The organism is Specibacter sp. BI4 (genome assembly GCF_056680095.1).
In genome coordinates, this window is record NZ_CM155265.1 from 1,956,889 (window position 1) to 1,974,427 (window position 17,539).

Genomic DNA, 17,539 nt, shown 5'->3' on the forward strand with positions numbered 1-17,539 from the left:
CCCTCTGATGAGCTATTTTGAAGGCAACCCGGCGTCATGGAGCATTTCGACGAGTCTGCCTGGGACCTTCAAATCATCCCAAATCCATCGAACGACGTTATAGCCCAGGGCTCGAAGCCGGTTTTCCCGGTTCTTCTCCGCGACCACAACCTCGGAGGGCGTCCTGCCCTTGAGATACCGCTGCGCGGAATACTTGTCGTAACCATCAAATTCGCCCAATGTCTTGTACTCTTCCCAATCAAAGTCGGGCATGCCGATTCTGCCCCGTTTGTCCGCAAACGGTACCTGGAGGGCAGGTACGGGAAACCCGTGCTGGATCATAATTGCCCTGCTGAATGACTCTCCGGGAGACTGAGACAGGCCGTTGGCGACGTCGAGAACCCGTTGCAGCCGGTGGCGCTGAGTCTCGTTGGGAAGAAGGGCCGCGGAATTCCGGACATCCTCGGCCGTAAACACCAGATTCACATTTGGTGGTGCGCCGGGCAGCAACTTTCGCTGAAGCAGTCGGTCCATGGCAGGCAATGAAGCGGTGAGTGGAAGCCGGACTGCCATGTCCCTGGCCGTCTGTACCGGCGGGGTCACCAACAGGCCAAACATCTGCCACGGTTCCGGGTCACCCGCGACCCCATTCACGCGGCGGACGCCATTGCTGCTCTGCCCGCCGCTTCTGCCAGCTGCCAATATAGTCTGGACCTCCTTCGGCAGCTGTATGAGCGGGAGTCCCATGATTTGGGCAGCGGACTCCCTGGCGAAAACAGGTTCGCAGGATGCGAGTTCGTGGACTGCCTGGATCTTCATTCGGTACTGTTCCCAAGGCTTCAATGAGTGCCAGGTGTCGGCGGGGAGGTACAGACTCCGACGGACGCGAACCAGGCGGCCAGACATTGCAAGCCGCGAGAGCCTGCGGGCTGAATATTCGTCGACGAATTTGTTCTCCGCAGTGATAAATGGCAGTACCTCGAAAGCGTTCATGGCTACAGCCTGCCCCCGGTCTGAGTCAGAATGCAGGCTGTTGCCCCATATTGTGGACAACCTCGGCTTGGTGCAGGGCTGTGGGGGAACCAGATGGCAGATGCAGTGACGGATCAGCAATATTATGCAGCTTTTCGGAGCTCCGCTGGTTCAGAAAGATGCTCCCTGGAGATGCGGGGGCAGTCGTGGTCATTCGATCCCGGCCGGCCAGGGGCGAATGACCACGACTGCCCCCGCACGGCTGGAATTAGTCCAGAACGGCGGCGAATGACCGCTACAGCCCCCGTGCCGAACCGCCCGGATGCTGGAGCGGAGGGATGGTGCATGACCGGGTCAAAGACTGTCGGCAGTGAGGCCGCTGCGGCACTGGGTGGCAGCGCGTTGCGCGCCAATGGGGACACTGGCCGGCAGCCGGGGTGGCAGCCAGGGGTGTCGGGCGGGAGGGAGCGCGCGCCAAACCCGCAGAACTCACCGCCCGCCGAAGGGACACCCGCTACAACGGTCGCCGCCAGCCACATGCCCATTTCAGCATCTGCAGCGGGAGAAACTATGCTTGACTGAAGCCCCGGTAGATACCGGGAGAGCTTGGGCCGGCCCCGGGAGAACCCCGACAGGCGCCCGAAGCACAGGTGTAACAAAGGATTAGGTGACAATGAGCAGGATTCTGACAGTTCGAGGCGGAGTTCCACTCAAGGGACGCATCCAGGTGCGCGGCGCCAAAAATCTTGTCCCCAAGGCAATGGTGGCGGCCCTGCTCGGTAGTACGCCCTCCATTTTGCACAATGTCCCGGAAATCAAGGACGTCGAGGTTGTAACGTCGCTGTTGCAGCTGCACGGCATCACGGTGGTGAAGGACCCTGTCACGGGTGACCTCACCATGGACCCGGCCAACGCGAAGAAGGCCAACACCGCGGAGATCAACACCCATGCCGGTGACTCCCGCATCCCGATTCTGCTGTGCGGGCCATTGATCCACTCCATTGGCCATGCCTTCATCCCCGACCTGGGCGGCTGCAAAATCGGCGACCGCCCCATCGACTACCACCTGGACGTGCTGCGCAAGTTCGGTGCCGTCGTGGACAAGACCGGCGACGGGATCTCCATTACAGCCCCCACCGGCTTGAAGGGCACCAAGATCAGCCTGCCGTACCCCAGCGTCGGGGCCACCGAGCAGGTCCTGCTGTCGGCAACCCGCGCGGAGGGCATCACCGAGCTGAGCGGTGCCGCCACCGAGCCGGAAATCATTGACTTGATCGCAATCCTGCAAAAGATGGGCGCCATTATCTCGGTGCAGACCGACAGGACCATCCGCATTGAAGGCGTCCGCGAACTCTCGGGCTATGACCACACCGCCCTGCCCGACCGCAACGAATCCGCGTCCTGGGCATCGGCTGCCCTGGTCACCGGCGGCGACATTTATGTCGAAGGCGCCAGTCAGCGCGACATGATGACGTTCGTGAACACGTTCCGCAAGATCGGCGGCGGCATGGACATCCACGACGACGGCATCCGTTTCTACCACAAGGGCGGCGCCCTGAAGCCGCTGGTGCTCGAAACAGACGTCCACCCGGGCTTCATGACGGATTGGCAGCAGCCCCTCGTCGTGGCACTGACCCAGGCCGAAGGCGTCTCGATCGTGCACGAAACTGTGTACGAAAACCGCTTTGGCTTCACCCAGGCACTGGCCCGGATGGGTGCCAACATCCAGCTTCACCGCGAGTGCCTGGGCAGCATCCCCTGCCGCTTTGGCCAGCGGAACTTTATCCACTCGGCCGTCATCTCGGGAGCCACCCCGCTCAAGGGCGCCAACATCAACGTCCCCGACCTGCGCGGCGGTTTCAGCCACATGATCGCAGCCCTGGCCGCACAGGGAACCTCCACTGTGACAGGCATTGACGTGATCAGCCGCGGCTACGAGCACTTCACCGCCAAGCTCGACGGACTGGGCGCAGACTTTGACGTGCACGAAACCACCATGGCCGCACGGAACGCAGGCTAGGAAACCGTGAGCACTGACATGCCCCAGCCGGGCAAGGCCACGCACAAGCGCCCCTACAAGCCCAAGGGCATGAAGCTCAGGACCCGGGTGTTTTTCGGGATCCTGGCCGGCGTGGCCCGGCCGCTCATGAACGTGCTCATCGGCAAGGAATGGTACGGCCTGGACCGACTGCCCCAGGATGAGGGGTTCATCGTGGTGCCCAACCACTACACGGAAATCGATCCGATCGTGGTGGGCCACATGCTGTACAACCAAAACATCATGCCGCACTTCCTGGCCAAGGACGGCTTGTTCAGGACCCCGGTCCTCGGCGCCGTCCTGCGCGGCGCCAACCAGATCCCGGTCGAGCGCAGCGGCGCCGGAGCGGGCAAGTCGCTAGTCGGTGCCCGAGAGGTGCTGGATGGCGGCGGCGCCGTCGTCATCTACCCCGAGGGAACACTCACCCGCGACCCCGAGCTCTGGCCCATGAAGGGGCGCACCGGTGCCGCCAGGCTCGCCTTGGGCACAGGCGCCAAGGTCATCCCCGTGGTCCACTGGGGCGCCCAGGAAGTGTTTCCCCGCTACGCCAAAAGATTCAAGATCCTCCCCCGCAAAAAGGTGAAGGTCGTCGTCGGCCGGCCCGTGGACCTCAGCGCCTTTGCCGGCATGCAGGGCGACAAGGCCACCCTCGAAGCCATGACCGAGGTCATCATGAAGGACATCACCGCAATGGTCGAGGACCTCCGTGGTGCGCAGGCGCCGGCGCAGCGCTGGGACCCGACCGCCCACCAGCAGTCCTCCCACGGCCGGTTTGTGGAGCGCGGATCCACCGGTGGCGGCAGTGCGAAGAAGACGAAGAACGACGCCGAAACAACAGAAACAGGGGACCTCCAGTGAGTTACGTGGATGGCAATGCGCCGGCCAAGACGGCAGTTTTGGGTGCCGGCAGCTGGGGGACCACCTTCGCGAAGATCCTCGGTGACGCCGCAACGGGCACCGACCGAAAGATCGTCCTTTGGGGCCGGCGCCAGGAAGTTGTTGACCAGATCAACGACCACCACCGCAACCCGCGCTACCTCTCCACCACGGAGCTGCCCACCAACATCAGTGCCTCCACCGACGTCGCGGAAGTCCTTCAGGGCGCCGAACTGGTGATCCTTGCCGTGCCTGCCCAAACCCTGCGCGAGCAGCTCCGGGGGTGGGCCGGGCTCCTGGGCAAGGACGCCGTCGTCGTCAGTTTGATGAAGGGGCTGGAACTGGGCACGGACCAGCGCATGTCCCAGGTCATCGAGCAGGAACTGGGCATCTCCGCCGACCGCGTGGTGGTTGTGTCCGGGCCGAACCTGGCCATGGAAATTGCGCGCCAGGAACCGACCGCCTCGGTGGTTGCCTGTGCGGACGAGAGCACGGCCAAATGGGTGGCGAACGTGTGCAAGCCGCCGTATTTCCGCCCCTACACCATCGATGATGTGGTGGGTGTGGAGATTGGCGGGATCGTGAAGAACGTCATTGCCCTGTGCGTGGGCATTTGCGAGGGCAAGAAGGTCGGGGACAACACGAAGGCCTCCGTCATCACCCGCGGCCTGGCCGAGACCACGCGGCTGGCGCTGGCCCTGGGCGGCAAGGCCGAGACCATGTCAGGGCTCGCCGGGCTGGGCGACCTCGTGGCCACCTGCTCGTCCTCGCTGAGCCGCAACCACACCGCCGGGCGCATGCTGGGCGAGGGGCTCACGCTCGACGAGGTCAACAACCGCATGACGCAAACCGCCGAGGGCATCAAGTCAGGCCGCGCCGTCTCGGACCTGGCCGCCAAGATGGGCGTTGACATGCCCATCACCAACGCGGTCGTCGGCGTCCTCGAGGGTAAACTGACTGTCGACGATCTGGGCCCGCTGCTGCTGGCCCGCGAACTGAAATCCGAAGGCGACTGACGCGTGACTACCGATTCCCCCACCACAGCTGTGCCCATCCGCGTCGCCATTCTCTTTGGCGGGCGCTCCAGCGAGCATGCCGTCAGCTGTGTCACGGCCGCCGGGGTGCTGGGTGCCATTGACAGGACCAAGTACGACGTCGTCCCGATCGGCATTGCGAAGAACGGCCAGTGGGTTTTGGCCGGCGAAGACATCGCAGCCTGGTCCCTGAAGGAAGGTGCCCTGCCGGAGGTCGCTGCGGGGGACGCCACCGTTTCACTGTCGCACCTGGGCGGCGGCCACCAGCTGGTGGTGTCCGAGGCGGCCAAGGTGCCCGAGGAACTCGGTGCCGTGGATGTCGTGTTCCCGCTGCTGCACGGTCCGTGGGGCGAGGACGGCACCATCCAGGGCCTGCTCGAGCTCAGCGACACCCGCTACGTGGGTGCGGGTGTGCTGGCGTCGGCCATCGGCATGGACAAGCACTTCATGAAGGTGGTGTTTGAGTCTGCCGGGCTGGCCGTTGGGCCGTACGTAGCCGTGACGGACCGCGAGTGGACGCTGGATCCTGCCAAGGTGCGCGCACGCGTGGCGGCGCTGGGCTTCCCCGTGTTCGTCAAGCCGGCCCGCGCCGGCTCCTCCATGGGCATCTCCAAGGTTGACTCGCTCGACACGCTCGATGCGGCCATTGCCGACGCCCGCAGGCATGACCTCAAGCTCGTCATCGAGGCCGGGATCGTGGGCCGCGAGATTGAGATTGCCGTCCTTGAAGGCCGGGGGAGCGACGCCCCCCGCGTGTCACTGCCGGGCGAAATCGCCATGGTCGACGGTGCGCACCACGCCTTTTACGACTTCGAGGCCAAGTATGTTCAGGGCAATGCCGTGAACCTCAGCTGCCCGGCGGACATGCCCGAAGCCGATGTCGCACGCATCCAGGAGCAGGCCGCCCTGGCGTTTGATGCTGTGGGGGCCGAGGGCCTTTCCAGGGTCGACTTCTTCTACACGGCCGCCGGCGAGCTGATCATCAACGAGATCAACACGATGCCCGGCTTCACGCCGAGCTCCATGTACCCGCAGATGTGGGAGGCCTCGGGCCTGCCGTACGCGGACTTGATCGACGAACTTATTCAGCTGGCCCTGCAAAGAAAAGTCGGCCTCCGCTAGCCCCAACTATCAACCCCAACGCTCTCGCAGCTCTGGTGGTTTTTTCGGCAACGCTCGCGCAGTAATGGTTGCAGTAGTGGCGAAGGTCCGCTGCAGCTCGGTGCGTTGCGAGCAGACTTGCGGACCAGCTCAATAGTCCCCCTGTTGCCTCAAGCAAACGTGCGCAGCCGTGGTGGCAGGTTCACGGGGCCAGCTCAGCAAGTCTGAATTCGAGGAGGCCTCGGGCCGCAGGGGTGCGTTGCGGCCGCATTCGAAGCCTGAGAAATGCGGGCAGCCGGCCACGCTTGCTAAACGGGCTACGGCGTTTGGCTCAAGCCATTCACTTGAGTGACCGGAAAGTCAGCTGCGGAAATGCTACCTGAGGGGTCCCGGAGCAGTGATGAAGGGGTTGTCTCGCCGTTTCCGTTAGTGCTGGCAAAGAGAACCCACGTGGAACCGGCGAAAATGGGCACATTCACGCTGTGCTGGAATCCTTCCGTCTTGGCAGGAGCGAGTACGTCTTGCTCACCTGTTCTAGCATCGATCACGTCGGGGCCATCCGGAGTCCAAATCCATAGGCGCCCGTCGACAGCTCCAAGTAGGTTTAGGCTTCCGAACTTTCGCACTGTGCCGGCATCGATAGAATAGACGGTTTCCCCCGTCTTGAGATCCTGTACTGACACCACTTCCTTCGTGTCCGGCCAGTCGCTCTCGTAAAGTTCGCCCTGTGCAAATTGGTAGACGGCAAGGCCCGCAATGGGATCCAATAGCGAGCCTTCGCCCCACGTCGCTGATCCATTTTCGAGGTCGATCATTCCTTGGGCGTTTCCGCCCCAGCCCGAAACCAGTGCACGAGTTCCGAACGGTGCGCCCAGCTGCCTATCGAGCCCTCCGTCGCCGATCGTCAATGAAACCGGCTCGGGCCCCCCTGACGTCTGCCACTTCTCTTCACCGTCGATGATTGAGATGCCGAAAGTAACGTCACCGCACCGGTATGCCACGACCGACGTTTCTCCAGAGATGATCCCGTCGCTCGTATCCTCGTCTTCTCCGCAAGTCCTCTTCCAGGTTTGCTGACCAGAATCGAGACTGACGCCAACAATCACGCCCTGCCCACCGAACTCTCCGAAAACCGCTGCCGAATTCTGCCAAACGGATATACCCTGGACTCTGTCGTAATCCCCGGGCTCGCTGCTGACTAGATCAGGCAGTGCAATCACTTGCAGCTCTGCTCCGTCGTAACCGAATGAATGAAGCTCAACGGTGTTGCTGGCGGGGTTTAGGCCGCTGCTCTTGGTACGGATGTGGTTGCCAAAAACCCCTGCGATGTCAGATTCTGGGTCTTGTTGAATTCCGGCGGTCGAGTTGAGCAACTCCGCGTCCGAGGCTGCCTCGAAAATGATCGGCACGGGGCCTACATCGCGATTCGAGAACAGCTGCCATTCAAATTGACCCCGGTTGTTCCCCCAGGAGGCTTCAACTACCCGCTTGTTAACGAGTACCGACGTCGTGCTTGCGGTGAACTCCTCGTCTCCCGAGCTTAAGGCTCCGGCATCGGTTAGTGTCAGTTCGTCCAGTCTTGACGGGAAGGCAGGAGGAACCCCGGTCGGTTCCGGGCTCTCCGTTGCCAAGGGCGCTGCCGAGACTTCTGATTCCACCGGAACGGCTACCTCTGGGACAGACTGAGGTGTACCGCTGGCGCACCCCGTCAACACCAATCCCATGACAGCCACCAGTGAAAGCAATGCCTGTGGGTCACGGCGAGGCCCCGTCGGAGCCTTATAGGCAGTAGTTTTCATTTTTCTCCCCAGGAAGTTTCGACAAGGTTCCCGCGGCGCAGGTTCTGTGTCCGTCGTCGTACCGATGGTAGCCAGCACCGGAGCTACTATCGGGGGAAAAGGGTGTCCAGACTATGGCTGTCACCCAAAGAGGGGACAGTCATAGCAGCACATCACGTGATTCCGCGCTCTGCGCAACGCTCCCCGACGAACGGTCTGGTCACCGGATTCGGTTCCCTGGGCGATGCGGTGACCCAGGCGGAGCGGGCGCCGGGATGTTCATCGTTGGGTTGCTCTTGGTCGAGCTCAAGGATGAACTACATGATGCCTTAGCTGCCGGCTCGCCTTTACTCGTATACCAACAACTTCTCCCTGTGAATCTAGTTGGGTCAGCCACGGCGCGCCCAACTAACTTCGTTCCCCGAGGAAACGGATATGGGATTCACTCCGACCAGGGAGGCGAATGCCGCCTCGTTGCGGACCCAGACCTCGTGCAACCTTGCGGCGAGGCACTCGTTGAAGTGCCCTGAAAGGAAAATACTGAAGAGGGTAAGTTCCGGTGGGTTCAGCCGGTGTCGACGGCTGAACCCGCGACAGCTCCCGTAACCTTTGCGCGAACAGCAGCATCAAATCCACAAGAACCCACCCCCACCCTTATGCTGTGCATTACACAGCATAAGGGAGTCCGGTATGGCACAAAGAGTCATTCGCGTGGGTATTGTCGATGACAACGAAGTGGTGCGCATTGGGTTCGCTGCCGGCGCCGCACTGGATGCCAAAATATCCAGAGAGCCAGTCATGGTTATCGGCGAGGCAGCAACCGTCAAACAGCTCCTGCAAAACGGCCGTCCCAACATGTTCGACGTCGTGGTCCTGGACCTCTCGCTCTCCGACGGATCGGGGTCCGGAGACAATGTCAGGGCCGTCCTCGCCGCCGGTTATCCTGTCCTGGTTTTCAGCCTTGGCGACAATTCGGGCGCCATCCGAGAAGCACTCGCCGCGGGAGCATCCGGGATCTCCCGCAAGGCCGAGGAAATCCGCCACACGCTGGAACTCGTCAGGCGAGTTGCTGCGGGGCAAACCATTGACAACCAGGAATTGGCGGTCGCAATCTCTTCGGACCCCGGTTTTATCGCCGCAGAACTCAGCGAACGCGAACGTGAAACGTTGAAGTTCTACGCGACCGGTTTCACCCGGGGCCAGATCGCCGCCAGGATGAACATCTCCGCTAACACCGTCGGCACCAACATCAAACGCATCCGGGAAAAGTACGCTGCAGCCGGCCGCTACGCGCCCACCAAACTGGAGCTCTACCACCGCGCCATGGAAGACGGCGTCATTTCCGCAGGCGAACTTCTGTAGACCACATGACCATCACCCGCCACCAGATCGCCAAGACAACGACAGCAACGACCAAACCCAACACCGTCGAACTCACGGAAATAGTCCTGGCCCGCAGCATCGGCGCATTCGCCCTGGTGCTGGTCGCCCTGGCCCTGCCCGACCTCCTTCAAACCGGCGGCCGCCGGATGGGACTCGGTTACGCACTTTTCGTCTGCCTGATCCCAACCCTTACGCTCGCGACCATGATCCCCACCAAACGCGGAGAACTAAGAAGGACATTCGCCGGCATCGTCGCGTGGATGATCCTCCTCGGCTTCCTGCTGTGGCATCTGGGCCTGATCGGCAACGGACTGAGCCCCGACGCCCGCCCCTGGTCGTGGGGCATCGCTGGCGCCGGGGTGGGCCTCGCCGCCGTCGCCCGCAACATCAAGGCCGCCACCCTCTACGGCCTGCTGTTCTCCGTGCTAGTCCTCATCATCCCGCTCCTGCCGGCCGGATCCACGCGACTGTGGGCAGATTCCTGGCAGGATGCGCTGCTCACCATAGCCATGACGTCGGTGATCGTCGCCCCAATCTGGGCCCTGCGCCGCGCCGTCCGCCAGCAGGACCAGGCCGCTGAAGACGCCGTGGCAAAGTTCGCCGATGCCGCCCGCTCCGAGGCCGAGTCAATGGAACGCATGCGCCTCGACGCGCTCACCCACGACATCATTCTCAGCACGCTCATCGTCGCCGCCCAAGCCCGCACCCGCGAGGTTGAGGATGCCGCCGGCCGTGCGGCCACTGAGGCACTTGCCCAGCTTGAGGTGGTGAAGCACGACGCTGAGACCTCCGACGACGGTTTCCTCACCATCGGCGAGTGGCTGAGCAGGATGCAGGCCGCCGTGGTCGGCCATGGTGTTGAGCTGGAGCTGGGGAGGGCAGCCGAGGGGGAGGAGTCTCCGGAGCAGATTCCGATCCTGGTGGCAGGCGCGTTGCATCAGGCAGCCACCGAGGCCGTACGCAATGCCGCCGAGCATGCCACCGGCTCCGTCGTTCGAGTCAAGATCACAGTGACGGAGCGAGAGGTCCAAGTGATAGTTACAGACACCGGTCCTGGCTTCGACCTCACGGAAATCCCCATGGAACGTATGGGGGTTCGGATTTCGATTCTGGAGCGCATGCGCGCCGCCGGCGGGCATGCCGACATTGACGGCATCGATGGCACAACAGTCACGCTGACGTGGAACGGAGGGGCACATGGACCGCACAATTAACGGGTGGCTCGTCCTGGCCTTCGCCATCCCGATGCCCGTGGCTCACGTCGTCATGGGGCTGGCAAACCTGCACAAGGTCACGGCAACAGGGCCCGCAGTGGCAGCGATGGCCATCTGCCTGGCACTCGTGGCAGTAATCTGCTGGCAAACAGAGCAACATACGCTTCCGTTGCCAGCAGCGTGGGGTGTGGTGGCCGGCGTCGTGCTTATGGACGTGATGGTGACCGGCGTTCTGCCTGAGGGCATTCATCCGGGCTATGCGGCGTGGCAGGCAGGGGCAATCCAGATGCTGCTGGTGGCCATGACGTTCAGGAACCGGTTGCGGCTGGCGTGGCTGGGCATGGGACTGTTCGCGGTGCTGGACTTTACGGCGTCGAGGGCGCATGGGCTGTCGTTGGTGGATGCGCTGGCGCTGGTGCTGACGCCGGTCATGTGGATGGTGATCGCCACAGCCGTGCAGGTCATGCTGGGGCGCAGCCGCGCCAACATCGAGGCGTTCACCGCCCAGAGCAACGAATCGGCCAGGCGGCTGGCGCGCGAACACGCCCGCAATCTCTACCGCGACCAGTGGATGCGCGAGCTGGAGGAACGGGCACGACCCGCGCTGGAGACCATCGCGCAGGGCAATCTGAGCGAGGAGCAGCGCAAGGACCTGGTGCTGCTTGAGGCAGAGCTGCGGGACCAGATCCGCGGCCGGGGGCTGGCCACGGAGGAGGTCCTGCAGGCCGGGCGGGCAGCGCGGCAGCGTGGAGTGAAGGTGGACCTGCTCGATGACAGGAAGTCGCCCCTGCCGCAGCCCATCCTGGACCGTGCGCATAAGCAGCTCGTGGAGATCCTAAACCAGGCTACATCGGGGGCCGTCCGTGCCCGCGCCCTGCCTGTGGGCGAGCAGCCACAGGTGACCATTCTCGCCTTTGATGAAACCGCGCCACAGGATGAGATTTACGTGGAGCTGTCATAGGTAGCTAATCCAAGAATGGCGGGGTATTCGACCCGTATAATCCAGATCTCGGCTTGCGCAAAATCACCAACTATGTTGCCCAATCTCTACTGGAATCCTGTGGGCTTGAGCTGGTTGTCACCCATTTGGGGGACAGATTGCTGGATCTGCCTAGGAGGCAGCAAAGAGCTAGCGTGCCGAGTGTTAGCGTCTTGGAAAGCTCTCGCAGCCGCAGCGTTGATCACCAAACCGTCCGGTGCTACCCCTTCAGGAACCCATGAAGCTTTCGACTAGACGACTTCGCACCCTGACCGCCACTAAAAATTCGAGGTAGAGATGTCCGACTTGCTAACGGAAGAAGTCAAGCTTTCATCCGTTCCCCGTGTGCCGATGTCAACAATTGACCAGGGAATCTTTGCTGGTGTTGCGCTTGCAATTATCGTCGTTTCTACGATGTTTGGCTTCTTGACAGGCAACGGGTATTTTGCCATGGCAAGCTTGGGGGTCTCCCTTGCCGGGTTCCTATGGCTTGCTGCCTTCATGCCTCCTGAGCCGCCGACCAAACCGAAAGTCGGCCCAGAGGCAGCCAACCAGAAGAACGTTTTGTCGATCATTGCCCTCTGCGCCGCCTGCGTATCGGGGCTGGCCGTTCCCGCGGTAGTTATGGGACACATTGCACGGAGCCAAATTTCGCAAACTGGGGGTGGCGGGGACAAGTTAGCGCTGGCCGCGATGACAATCGGCTACGCTCAGGTTCTTGTTTCAACGCTAGTTATCATCTGGTTTCTCACCCTATTTGTGCGCTAGAAACCGAGGTAGAGCCCAAGCTCAGTGCAGGCTGACGGCAAGATGGTTGGAGGCAGTGATGCCGTGGCTGCGCAGGTCACCGATCTTGTGTTCGCTGAGGGAGCCTGGATGACCGTCTTTCCGGCCTCCGCTAGCCCCAATACCAACGCTCGCGCAGATATGGGTGCTTTTTCGGCAACGCTCCTGCAGTAAAGGGGAGGGCTCATTGCAGGTCGGCGCCTGCGAGCTCCAGACGCAGTCACTGTTCGCTGGAGTCTGGTGTTCGCCAATTACGGCTGTTGATTCAGACTGCAGCTTGGTTCACGGTTGGGAATGGCGGTTGAGGCGGAGTCCTGTTGATCACGGCTCCCAACAGCCACTCCGTCCTTGCATGATGGCCGTTCCGTGGATTGACTATTGATCAGTCAGGTTTCCCGTAGCTGTGTGGGCGTTCGAGGGTTGCGTCATCGGCCGGCGCCGGCAGGTGTCCAGTTGCCGTGGAACCCTGCGGGCACTCGACCCGGAAGGTGCACCCGGGCGACGTCGTCGAGGGTCTGTGCGTCAAGCAGCACAAGGTCGCTCCGGTCGCTTGCCCGGTCGAGGACATAGCCCATCAGTACGCCCTCGTCCTCCGCGGAGGCGTCGGACAGTGGCACAAAACAAAACTCACCGGCCTCCTGGCCCGTACCGAGTCGGCGGACCTTGGAAGTGCCGGCGACGAGGTCGTGCTTGATCACGCCGTCGCCTCCGAGGGCGCGCTCGAAGCCGACCGCGTAACCATAGCGGTGACGGGATCCAGTCACCCGCTGGTCGATCCGCGGGAACTCCTGCGACTGCTGGTCGAACTGCTCCTCGCGCACCTTGCCGGCCAGAAGGTCGATCGTGAATCGGGTCAGTGTCGAGGGCCCCTCGTTTGGACCGTGCAGGTCGGTGGCGAACATCCTGTCGTGCCGGATGACGTCAATGGTCACGCTGAGTGGAGCATCGGGTGGCCCCTCCTCGTAGGCGTTGAGGGTGTGGAAGACAAAGCAGGGCTCGATCTCGAACCAGCGCACGTCCTCACTCCCGCCGTCACGCGGCAGCAGCCCGATCCGGGCGGGGTATTTCGGGTCCCAGGAGTAGGGCAGCACGCTCGGGGCTTGTTCGCCGCCGGTGGCCGCTCCGCGTGCAATCCCGTCAATCACCTTGTCCGGCAGCGGGTTCTTCCCGATCAGCCGGCTCATCATGAGACGCGCAGGCAGCCGCATCAGTCGTGGCATCGTGCGTGTGACTATCGACGTGTCGAAGACAACCGGCAGGTCGTAGAGCACCACATAGTGCTCGGTCAGTGCGAAGTCGTGCATCATCGGGCTGCCACCGACCTGGACGTCGACCGAGCGCCGGATCAGGCCGTCGGTGCCGAGGACCGAGTAGTTGACCCGGTTGCCTCGGAGCCAGTTGTAAGACACCGCATGCAGTTCCCCGGTCGATGGATCCTCGTGCGGGTGGGCTGTGTAGCCGCCGCGCTGCATTGGGCCGGTTAGGGTGCCGCCGAAGTCACACGGCCCGACGGTGTCCAACTCCCCAGTGAGTTCATAGGGCGGGGAACCGGACTCAACCAATGCCAGTGTGCGTCCGGCGTGCTCGAGCACATTGGTATTCGCCGCGAAGTCACCGGGCTTGCCGCTGCCGGGCGTCCGGGGCTCACCGAGCGCGTCGGTGACGTGGGCGGACCGGACATAGCGGTTGCGGTACCACTTGGCCTGGCCCTCGGCAATGCGGACGCCGTGAACCATGCCGTCGCCGAGGAACCAGTGATAGCTGTCTCCTGGATCGAGCACCGGGTTTGGCCCTATCCGCAAGTAACGACCGTCGAGATTGGCAGGTATTTCTCCGGTCACGGGCAAGTCTGTCGCGGTGTGCTCCTCGCTGACGGGAGCAAGGCTTCCTTGAAGATAGCGATTCGTCATGTCAACATCCTCCAATAACAGTGTTATAGGTTCAGGTATAACGCTGTTATGCAATACTGTCAACCATGAACTCTCCATCAGAATCCTCTGCGCCCACTTCCGGTTTGGCCTCCGGAGTCCGCTGGAAGTTGCTGGAAGTGGCCGCCCGGCTGCTCAGCGAGGAGGGCCCCACAGCCCTCTCGGCACGGCGGCTGGCCACGGAGGCGTCCACGTCGACGATGGCGGTCTACACTCAATTCGGCGGGATGCCCGCCCTGGTCCGGGAGCTGGTGGCCGAAGGCTTCGCGAGACTTCGGGAGCGACTGGCCGCCGTCGAGCACACCGACGACGAGCTCGACGACCTTGTCCGGTTGTGTCGGGCATACCGGGAGAATGCGCTGGAGTTCCCGCATCTCTACACTGTGATGTTCGGCGGCGCCTCTCTAGGGGGATACCGGCTGTCCCGCGCAGAAATGGACGTCGGCAGAGACACGTTCACGGCCCTCGCCGAGGCCCTCGACCGGGTGATGGGCGCTGGACTGATCCGGCGCGAGAATTCCCGGCACTTGGCCGGCCAAGTTTGGAGCGCCTTGCACGGCTACGTGATGTTGGAGATAGCCGGCATCTACCGGGCCGAGGACGGGACCACCGAACTGGTGCTGGATCCACTCCTGTCCCGACTGCTGGCTGTGCCGGTAGCGATGGGACATTGAGCCTCTTTTCACCGCCGAGTTGGAGTTGGCCACGGCGCACCGACGTCTGGAATTCCGGCACGGTGGGTTTTTCGGCAACGCTCGCGCACTTCTACACAGCGATTGCGGCAGGCATGTTCTGCAGCAGTTGCAGCCGGCTCAGCATTCTGAAGGCATCGGGGCGGTGCTTGGCACCTTCCCTGAATTCGTTTGCTGACGCAGAAGAAACAACCGTCGTTTGTGTATTTGATTCGCAAAGAATGTCAATGACGTTGATGAGTCGCTGTTGGGCCTCTGGGTCAGCTTTGTCGAAAGTCAGCAAGTCCAGCACCACCCAGTGCCCGCTTCACCCCACAGATAGAGGCTTCTGACCCGCCACCGGCGTAGGCGAGGAGCAAATAAATCTTCGCCCAGGTCCAAGAGTCGGCTTCGTACGGCAATTTGGGAAGCGTCGAGGCTGAAGCCTGAGTCAACCGCCGATGCATCAATGGCAGCAGTCAGCCATTTTCGCAGGTCCCGGTTTTTTCATCACTCGGCCAGTATTTCACTGACTCTTTTCGAGTTGTTGACCCCTGCCACCGCCTGAACCATTCAGTTCGAGACAGCCAAACGGAAACCTGCTGATCAACACACAGCGGTGGGTGACGAGACTGTGAGTGCTGCCATCCACATGACCGGCAGTGATTCTTTCTCCCGTCAGATGGATGGCAACACGATCGAGACAGCCTGCCCCGCGGCCCGCTCACGCCGGAGGCTGGCACCTGACAATCGACAATTGTCCGGTCAATTCCACGGGCCCGTCGCTGTGGGCCACCAACACGGTGTCACCTTCGGTGAGTTGCAGCGTAGAAGCATCCGTCAAGGTCAGGGTGCCCTGACCGCTCGTAACGATCAAGACACTGAACCCCGGTGCCAGGATCAGGTGTTCAGCCACATCGTGGCTTTCAGCGCGGAAATATTCTTCACTTCCGGGCGCGAGTGTGGACCCTTCCTTGCCTTGCCTGACGATGAGCTCGTTGATTTTGCTGGGGGAATGCCCGCTCCGGTCCGTCGCCTGCAGGGCTGTTTCGAAACCAAGGCCCAGGTGACCCTGGCCCGGACCATCGATGGCGAAGTCCTTCCACTCCAAAAGAATCGAAAGGTCTTCGGGTTCCTGGACCTCGACCAGGAAGACGCCGGCCCCGATTGCATGGGGGAGCCCTGGCGGAACGTAGACGCTGTCGCCTCGCGACACCGAAACTGCGTGCATGGCCGCAAGCATGGCGTCAACGTTCTGTCCCGCGACCCAATCGGCCAGTTCGGTCGCGGTGACATCGCGGTTAAAGCCAAGATGCACGGTGCCGGCGTCAAGTATGAACCAGGCTTCGGCCTTTCCGTGGTCCCGTTGCAGGTGGTGGGCGGCGAAGGAGTGGTCCGGGTGGATATGGACAGGCAACCGCTGTCCGGCGTCGAGCAATTTGACTAGAAGCTTCGTGTCGGCACCGTATTTGGCTACATGATCCGCTCCGAGCCAGTGCAGGGGGTCGGCTTCGATTACTTCCTTGAGGACTCTTCCGTCGGGGAGCGTTGTCAGGCCCGTGGGGCTTTCGTTGAAGATTGTGGTGGTGGACCCGACCCAGTCCTCGGGAACTCGATCTCCCGGAGCTGCCACCCCGCTGGCGGGGCGGAAAGAGCGAATCTTTGATCCACCTTGGTAAAAGCGGGCAGAGGGTTGGTTGCTGCGTAAATGCAAGGGCGTCATTGTTTTCCTAGGTGATGGTTTCGGTGGCCGTCAGCGCTGATCCCACGCTCAACAATCTGCGTTGGGACGACGACGGTTTCGGGGGGGAAGGTTTCGCCGGCGATTCTTCTGAAGAGCAGTTCGGCGGCAGAGGTTCCCAGCAAATGTGTGTCGTATTTAATGATGGTGATCGGGCGCGGCATGAGGCCGGACAGTCGGAAATCGTCAAAACACACCAAAGCGGCGTTGCTTTGCTGCTCCCACAGGGTGGCCAACGCACCAATGGCCGACCTGCTGTTGCCACAGAAGAAGGCTGTTGGGGCATCGGGCAGTCCAAGCATCGAACGGGTAAACGCTGCACCTTCGTCGGGGCCGTGGACGTCATGGCCAACCAACAATTCGTCGGGTTCCATGCCACCGTCCGCAAGCGCCGCGCGAAAGCCGTCCAAGCGGAGCCGCATGGTGTCCATGTTGAGTGTGTCCACGAGAACGCTGATGCGGACATGCCCCGACTCGATCAGCTGCCGGGTGGCGGCGTAAGCGCCTGCATAATCATCCAGAACCACCGTATCCGCGGCGAGATTGTTTGGCCTGCGGTCGATGAAGACCATGGGAATGCCCAAATCAATTTCTGTTTGGAGGGAACTGTGGTCCCCGTTGGTCGGCACGATGATGAGCCCGTCCACCCGGCGCCGGCAAAGATCATTGATGGCATCCATCTCTTCGGCAGGATCCTCGCCGGAAACCGTAGTAATCACTTGGGTTCCGTGCGCTTTCGCGACAGCAGTGACGGCAGCGGCGATGGTTCCGTAGTACTCGTTGCTGAGGTCCTTGATCAACAGGCCGATAGTGCGTGTGCTCGTTCCGGATCGCAGGCTGGAAGCAGCAAAGTTGGCACGAAAACCCAATTCCTTTGCGGCCGCTCTCACTCGCGTCGCCATTTGTTCATCGACTGTCTCGACCCCGTTTATGACGCGCGAAACGGTTTTAAGACTGACGCCGGCGGACGCTGCGACATCAGTCATGGTCGGCCGTCGTGGGGGCAGGGCTGGTTTGGTCAAGGTTCTCCTTTTCGAAAAGCTGAGTTGAGAAATGTGA

At 62.0% G+C, this 17,539-nt stretch carries 15 protein-coding genes; 9 read left to right on the forward strand and 6 right to left on the reverse strand.

Annotated features, from left to right (window positions below; translation table 11 throughout):
* Window positions 1-12: 12 nt before the first annotated feature.
* A complete protein-coding gene (locus AC1L6K_RS09030; RefSeq protein WP_480952361.1) occupies window positions 13-552 on the reverse strand; it encodes a hypothetical protein in 540 nt (179 codons plus the stop codon).
* Window positions 553-1,624: 1,072 nt separating this feature from the next.
* Here AC1L6K_RS09030 and murA point away from each other — a divergent pair.
* The 4 genes from murA to AC1L6K_RS09050 all read left to right on the forward strand — a co-directional run bounded on the left by murA (window position 1,625) and on the right by AC1L6K_RS09050 (window position 6,021).
* Window positions 1,625-2,971, forward strand: coding sequence for a UDP-N-acetylglucosamine 1-carboxyvinyltransferase (murA, locus tag AC1L6K_RS09035; RefSeq protein WP_480952362.1), 1,347 nt, complete (start codon window positions 1,625-1,627; stop codon window positions 2,969-2,971).
* Between the two features lie 69 nt (window positions 2,972-3,040).
* Window positions 3,041-3,847 (forward strand): lysophospholipid acyltransferase family protein, encoded by an 807-nt coding sequence (locus AC1L6K_RS09040; RefSeq protein WP_480952722.1) that lies wholly within the window; start codon window positions 3,041-3,043, stop codon window positions 3,845-3,847.
* A complete protein-coding gene (locus AC1L6K_RS09045; RefSeq protein WP_480952363.1) occupies window positions 3,844-4,881 on the forward strand; it encodes an NAD(P)H-dependent glycerol-3-phosphate dehydrogenase in 1,038 nt (345 codons plus the stop codon). The genes AC1L6K_RS09040 and AC1L6K_RS09045 overlap by 4 nt, the downstream gene beginning before the upstream one ends.
* Window positions 4,882-4,884: 3 nt before the next feature.
* Window positions 4,885-6,021 carry a D-alanine--D-alanine ligase family protein gene (locus AC1L6K_RS09050; RefSeq protein WP_480952364.1) on the forward strand — a complete coding sequence of 379 codons (1,137 nt, stop codon included), beginning with the start codon at window positions 4,885-4,887 and terminating at the stop codon, window positions 6,019-6,021.
* Window positions 6,022-6,317: 296 nt separating this feature from the next.
* Here the strand turns inward: AC1L6K_RS09050 and AC1L6K_RS09055 are convergent, their stop codons facing one another.
* Window positions 6,318-7,799, reverse strand: coding sequence for a hypothetical protein (locus tag AC1L6K_RS09055; RefSeq protein ID WP_480952365.1), 1,482 nt, complete (start codon window positions 7,797-7,799; stop codon window positions 6,318-6,320).
* A 669-nt stretch (window positions 7,800-8,468) separates the two neighbouring features.
* On the opposite strand from AC1L6K_RS09055, the gene AC1L6K_RS09060 reads away from it, so the two are divergent.
* The 4 genes from AC1L6K_RS09060 to AC1L6K_RS09075 all read left to right on the forward strand — a co-directional run bounded on the left by AC1L6K_RS09060 (window position 8,469) and on the right by AC1L6K_RS09075 (window position 12,122).
* Window positions 8,469-9,140, forward strand: coding sequence for a response regulator transcription factor (locus AC1L6K_RS09060; protein ID WP_480952366.1), 672 nt, complete (start codon window positions 8,469-8,471; stop codon window positions 9,138-9,140).
* A gap of 5 nt (window positions 9,141-9,145) precedes the next feature.
* Window positions 9,146-10,375, forward strand: coding sequence for a sensor histidine kinase (locus AC1L6K_RS09065; protein WP_480952367.1), 1,230 nt, complete (start codon window positions 9,146-9,148; stop codon window positions 10,373-10,375).
* A complete protein-coding gene (locus AC1L6K_RS09070) occupies window positions 10,359-11,336 on the forward strand; it encodes a hypothetical protein (protein ID WP_480952368.1) in 978 nt (325 codons plus the stop codon). Before AC1L6K_RS09065 ends, AC1L6K_RS09070 begins: the two co-directional genes overlap by 17 nt.
* A gap of 315 nt (window positions 11,337-11,651) precedes the next feature.
* Window positions 11,652-12,122, forward strand: a complete 471-nt coding sequence (locus AC1L6K_RS09075) for a DUF4190 domain-containing protein (protein ID WP_480952369.1) — start codon at window positions 11,652-11,654, stop codon at window positions 12,120-12,122.
* 443 nt (window positions 12,123-12,565) lie between these two features.
* Here the strand turns inward: AC1L6K_RS09075 and AC1L6K_RS09080 are convergent, their stop codons facing one another.
* On the reverse strand, window positions 12,566-14,050 hold the full coding sequence (locus AC1L6K_RS09080; protein ID WP_480952370.1) for a carotenoid oxygenase family protein: 1,485 nt from the start codon (window positions 14,048-14,050) through the stop codon (window positions 12,566-12,568).
* Window positions 14,051-14,115: 65 nt separating this feature from the next.
* Between AC1L6K_RS09080 and AC1L6K_RS09085 the strand changes: the two genes are divergently transcribed.
* Entirely contained in the window at window positions 14,116-14,742 is a 627-nt protein-coding gene (locus tag AC1L6K_RS09085) for a TetR/AcrR family transcriptional regulator (RefSeq protein ID WP_480952371.1), read from the forward strand.
* A gap of 91 nt (window positions 14,743-14,833) precedes the next feature.
* On the opposite strand, the gene AC1L6K_RS09090 is transcribed toward AC1L6K_RS09085, so the two are convergent.
* From AC1L6K_RS09090 to AC1L6K_RS09100, 3 genes are all read right to left on the reverse strand, one after another.
* Window positions 14,834-15,043, reverse strand: a complete 210-nt coding sequence (locus tag AC1L6K_RS09090) for a hypothetical protein (RefSeq protein ID WP_480952372.1) — start codon at window positions 15,041-15,043, stop codon at window positions 14,834-14,836.
* A gap of 420 nt (window positions 15,044-15,463) precedes the next feature.
* Window positions 15,464-16,462: a class I mannose-6-phosphate isomerase gene (locus AC1L6K_RS09095; protein ID WP_480952373.1), complete on the reverse strand. Its 999-nt coding sequence runs from the start codon at window positions 16,460-16,462 to the stop codon at window positions 15,464-15,466.
* Window positions 16,459-17,502: a LacI family DNA-binding transcriptional regulator gene (locus AC1L6K_RS09100; RefSeq protein ID WP_480952374.1), complete on the reverse strand. Its 1,044-nt coding sequence runs from the start codon at window positions 17,500-17,502 to the stop codon at window positions 16,459-16,461. The genes AC1L6K_RS09095 and AC1L6K_RS09100 overlap by 4 nt, the downstream gene beginning before the upstream one ends.
* Window positions 17,503-17,539 lie beyond the last annotated feature (37 nt).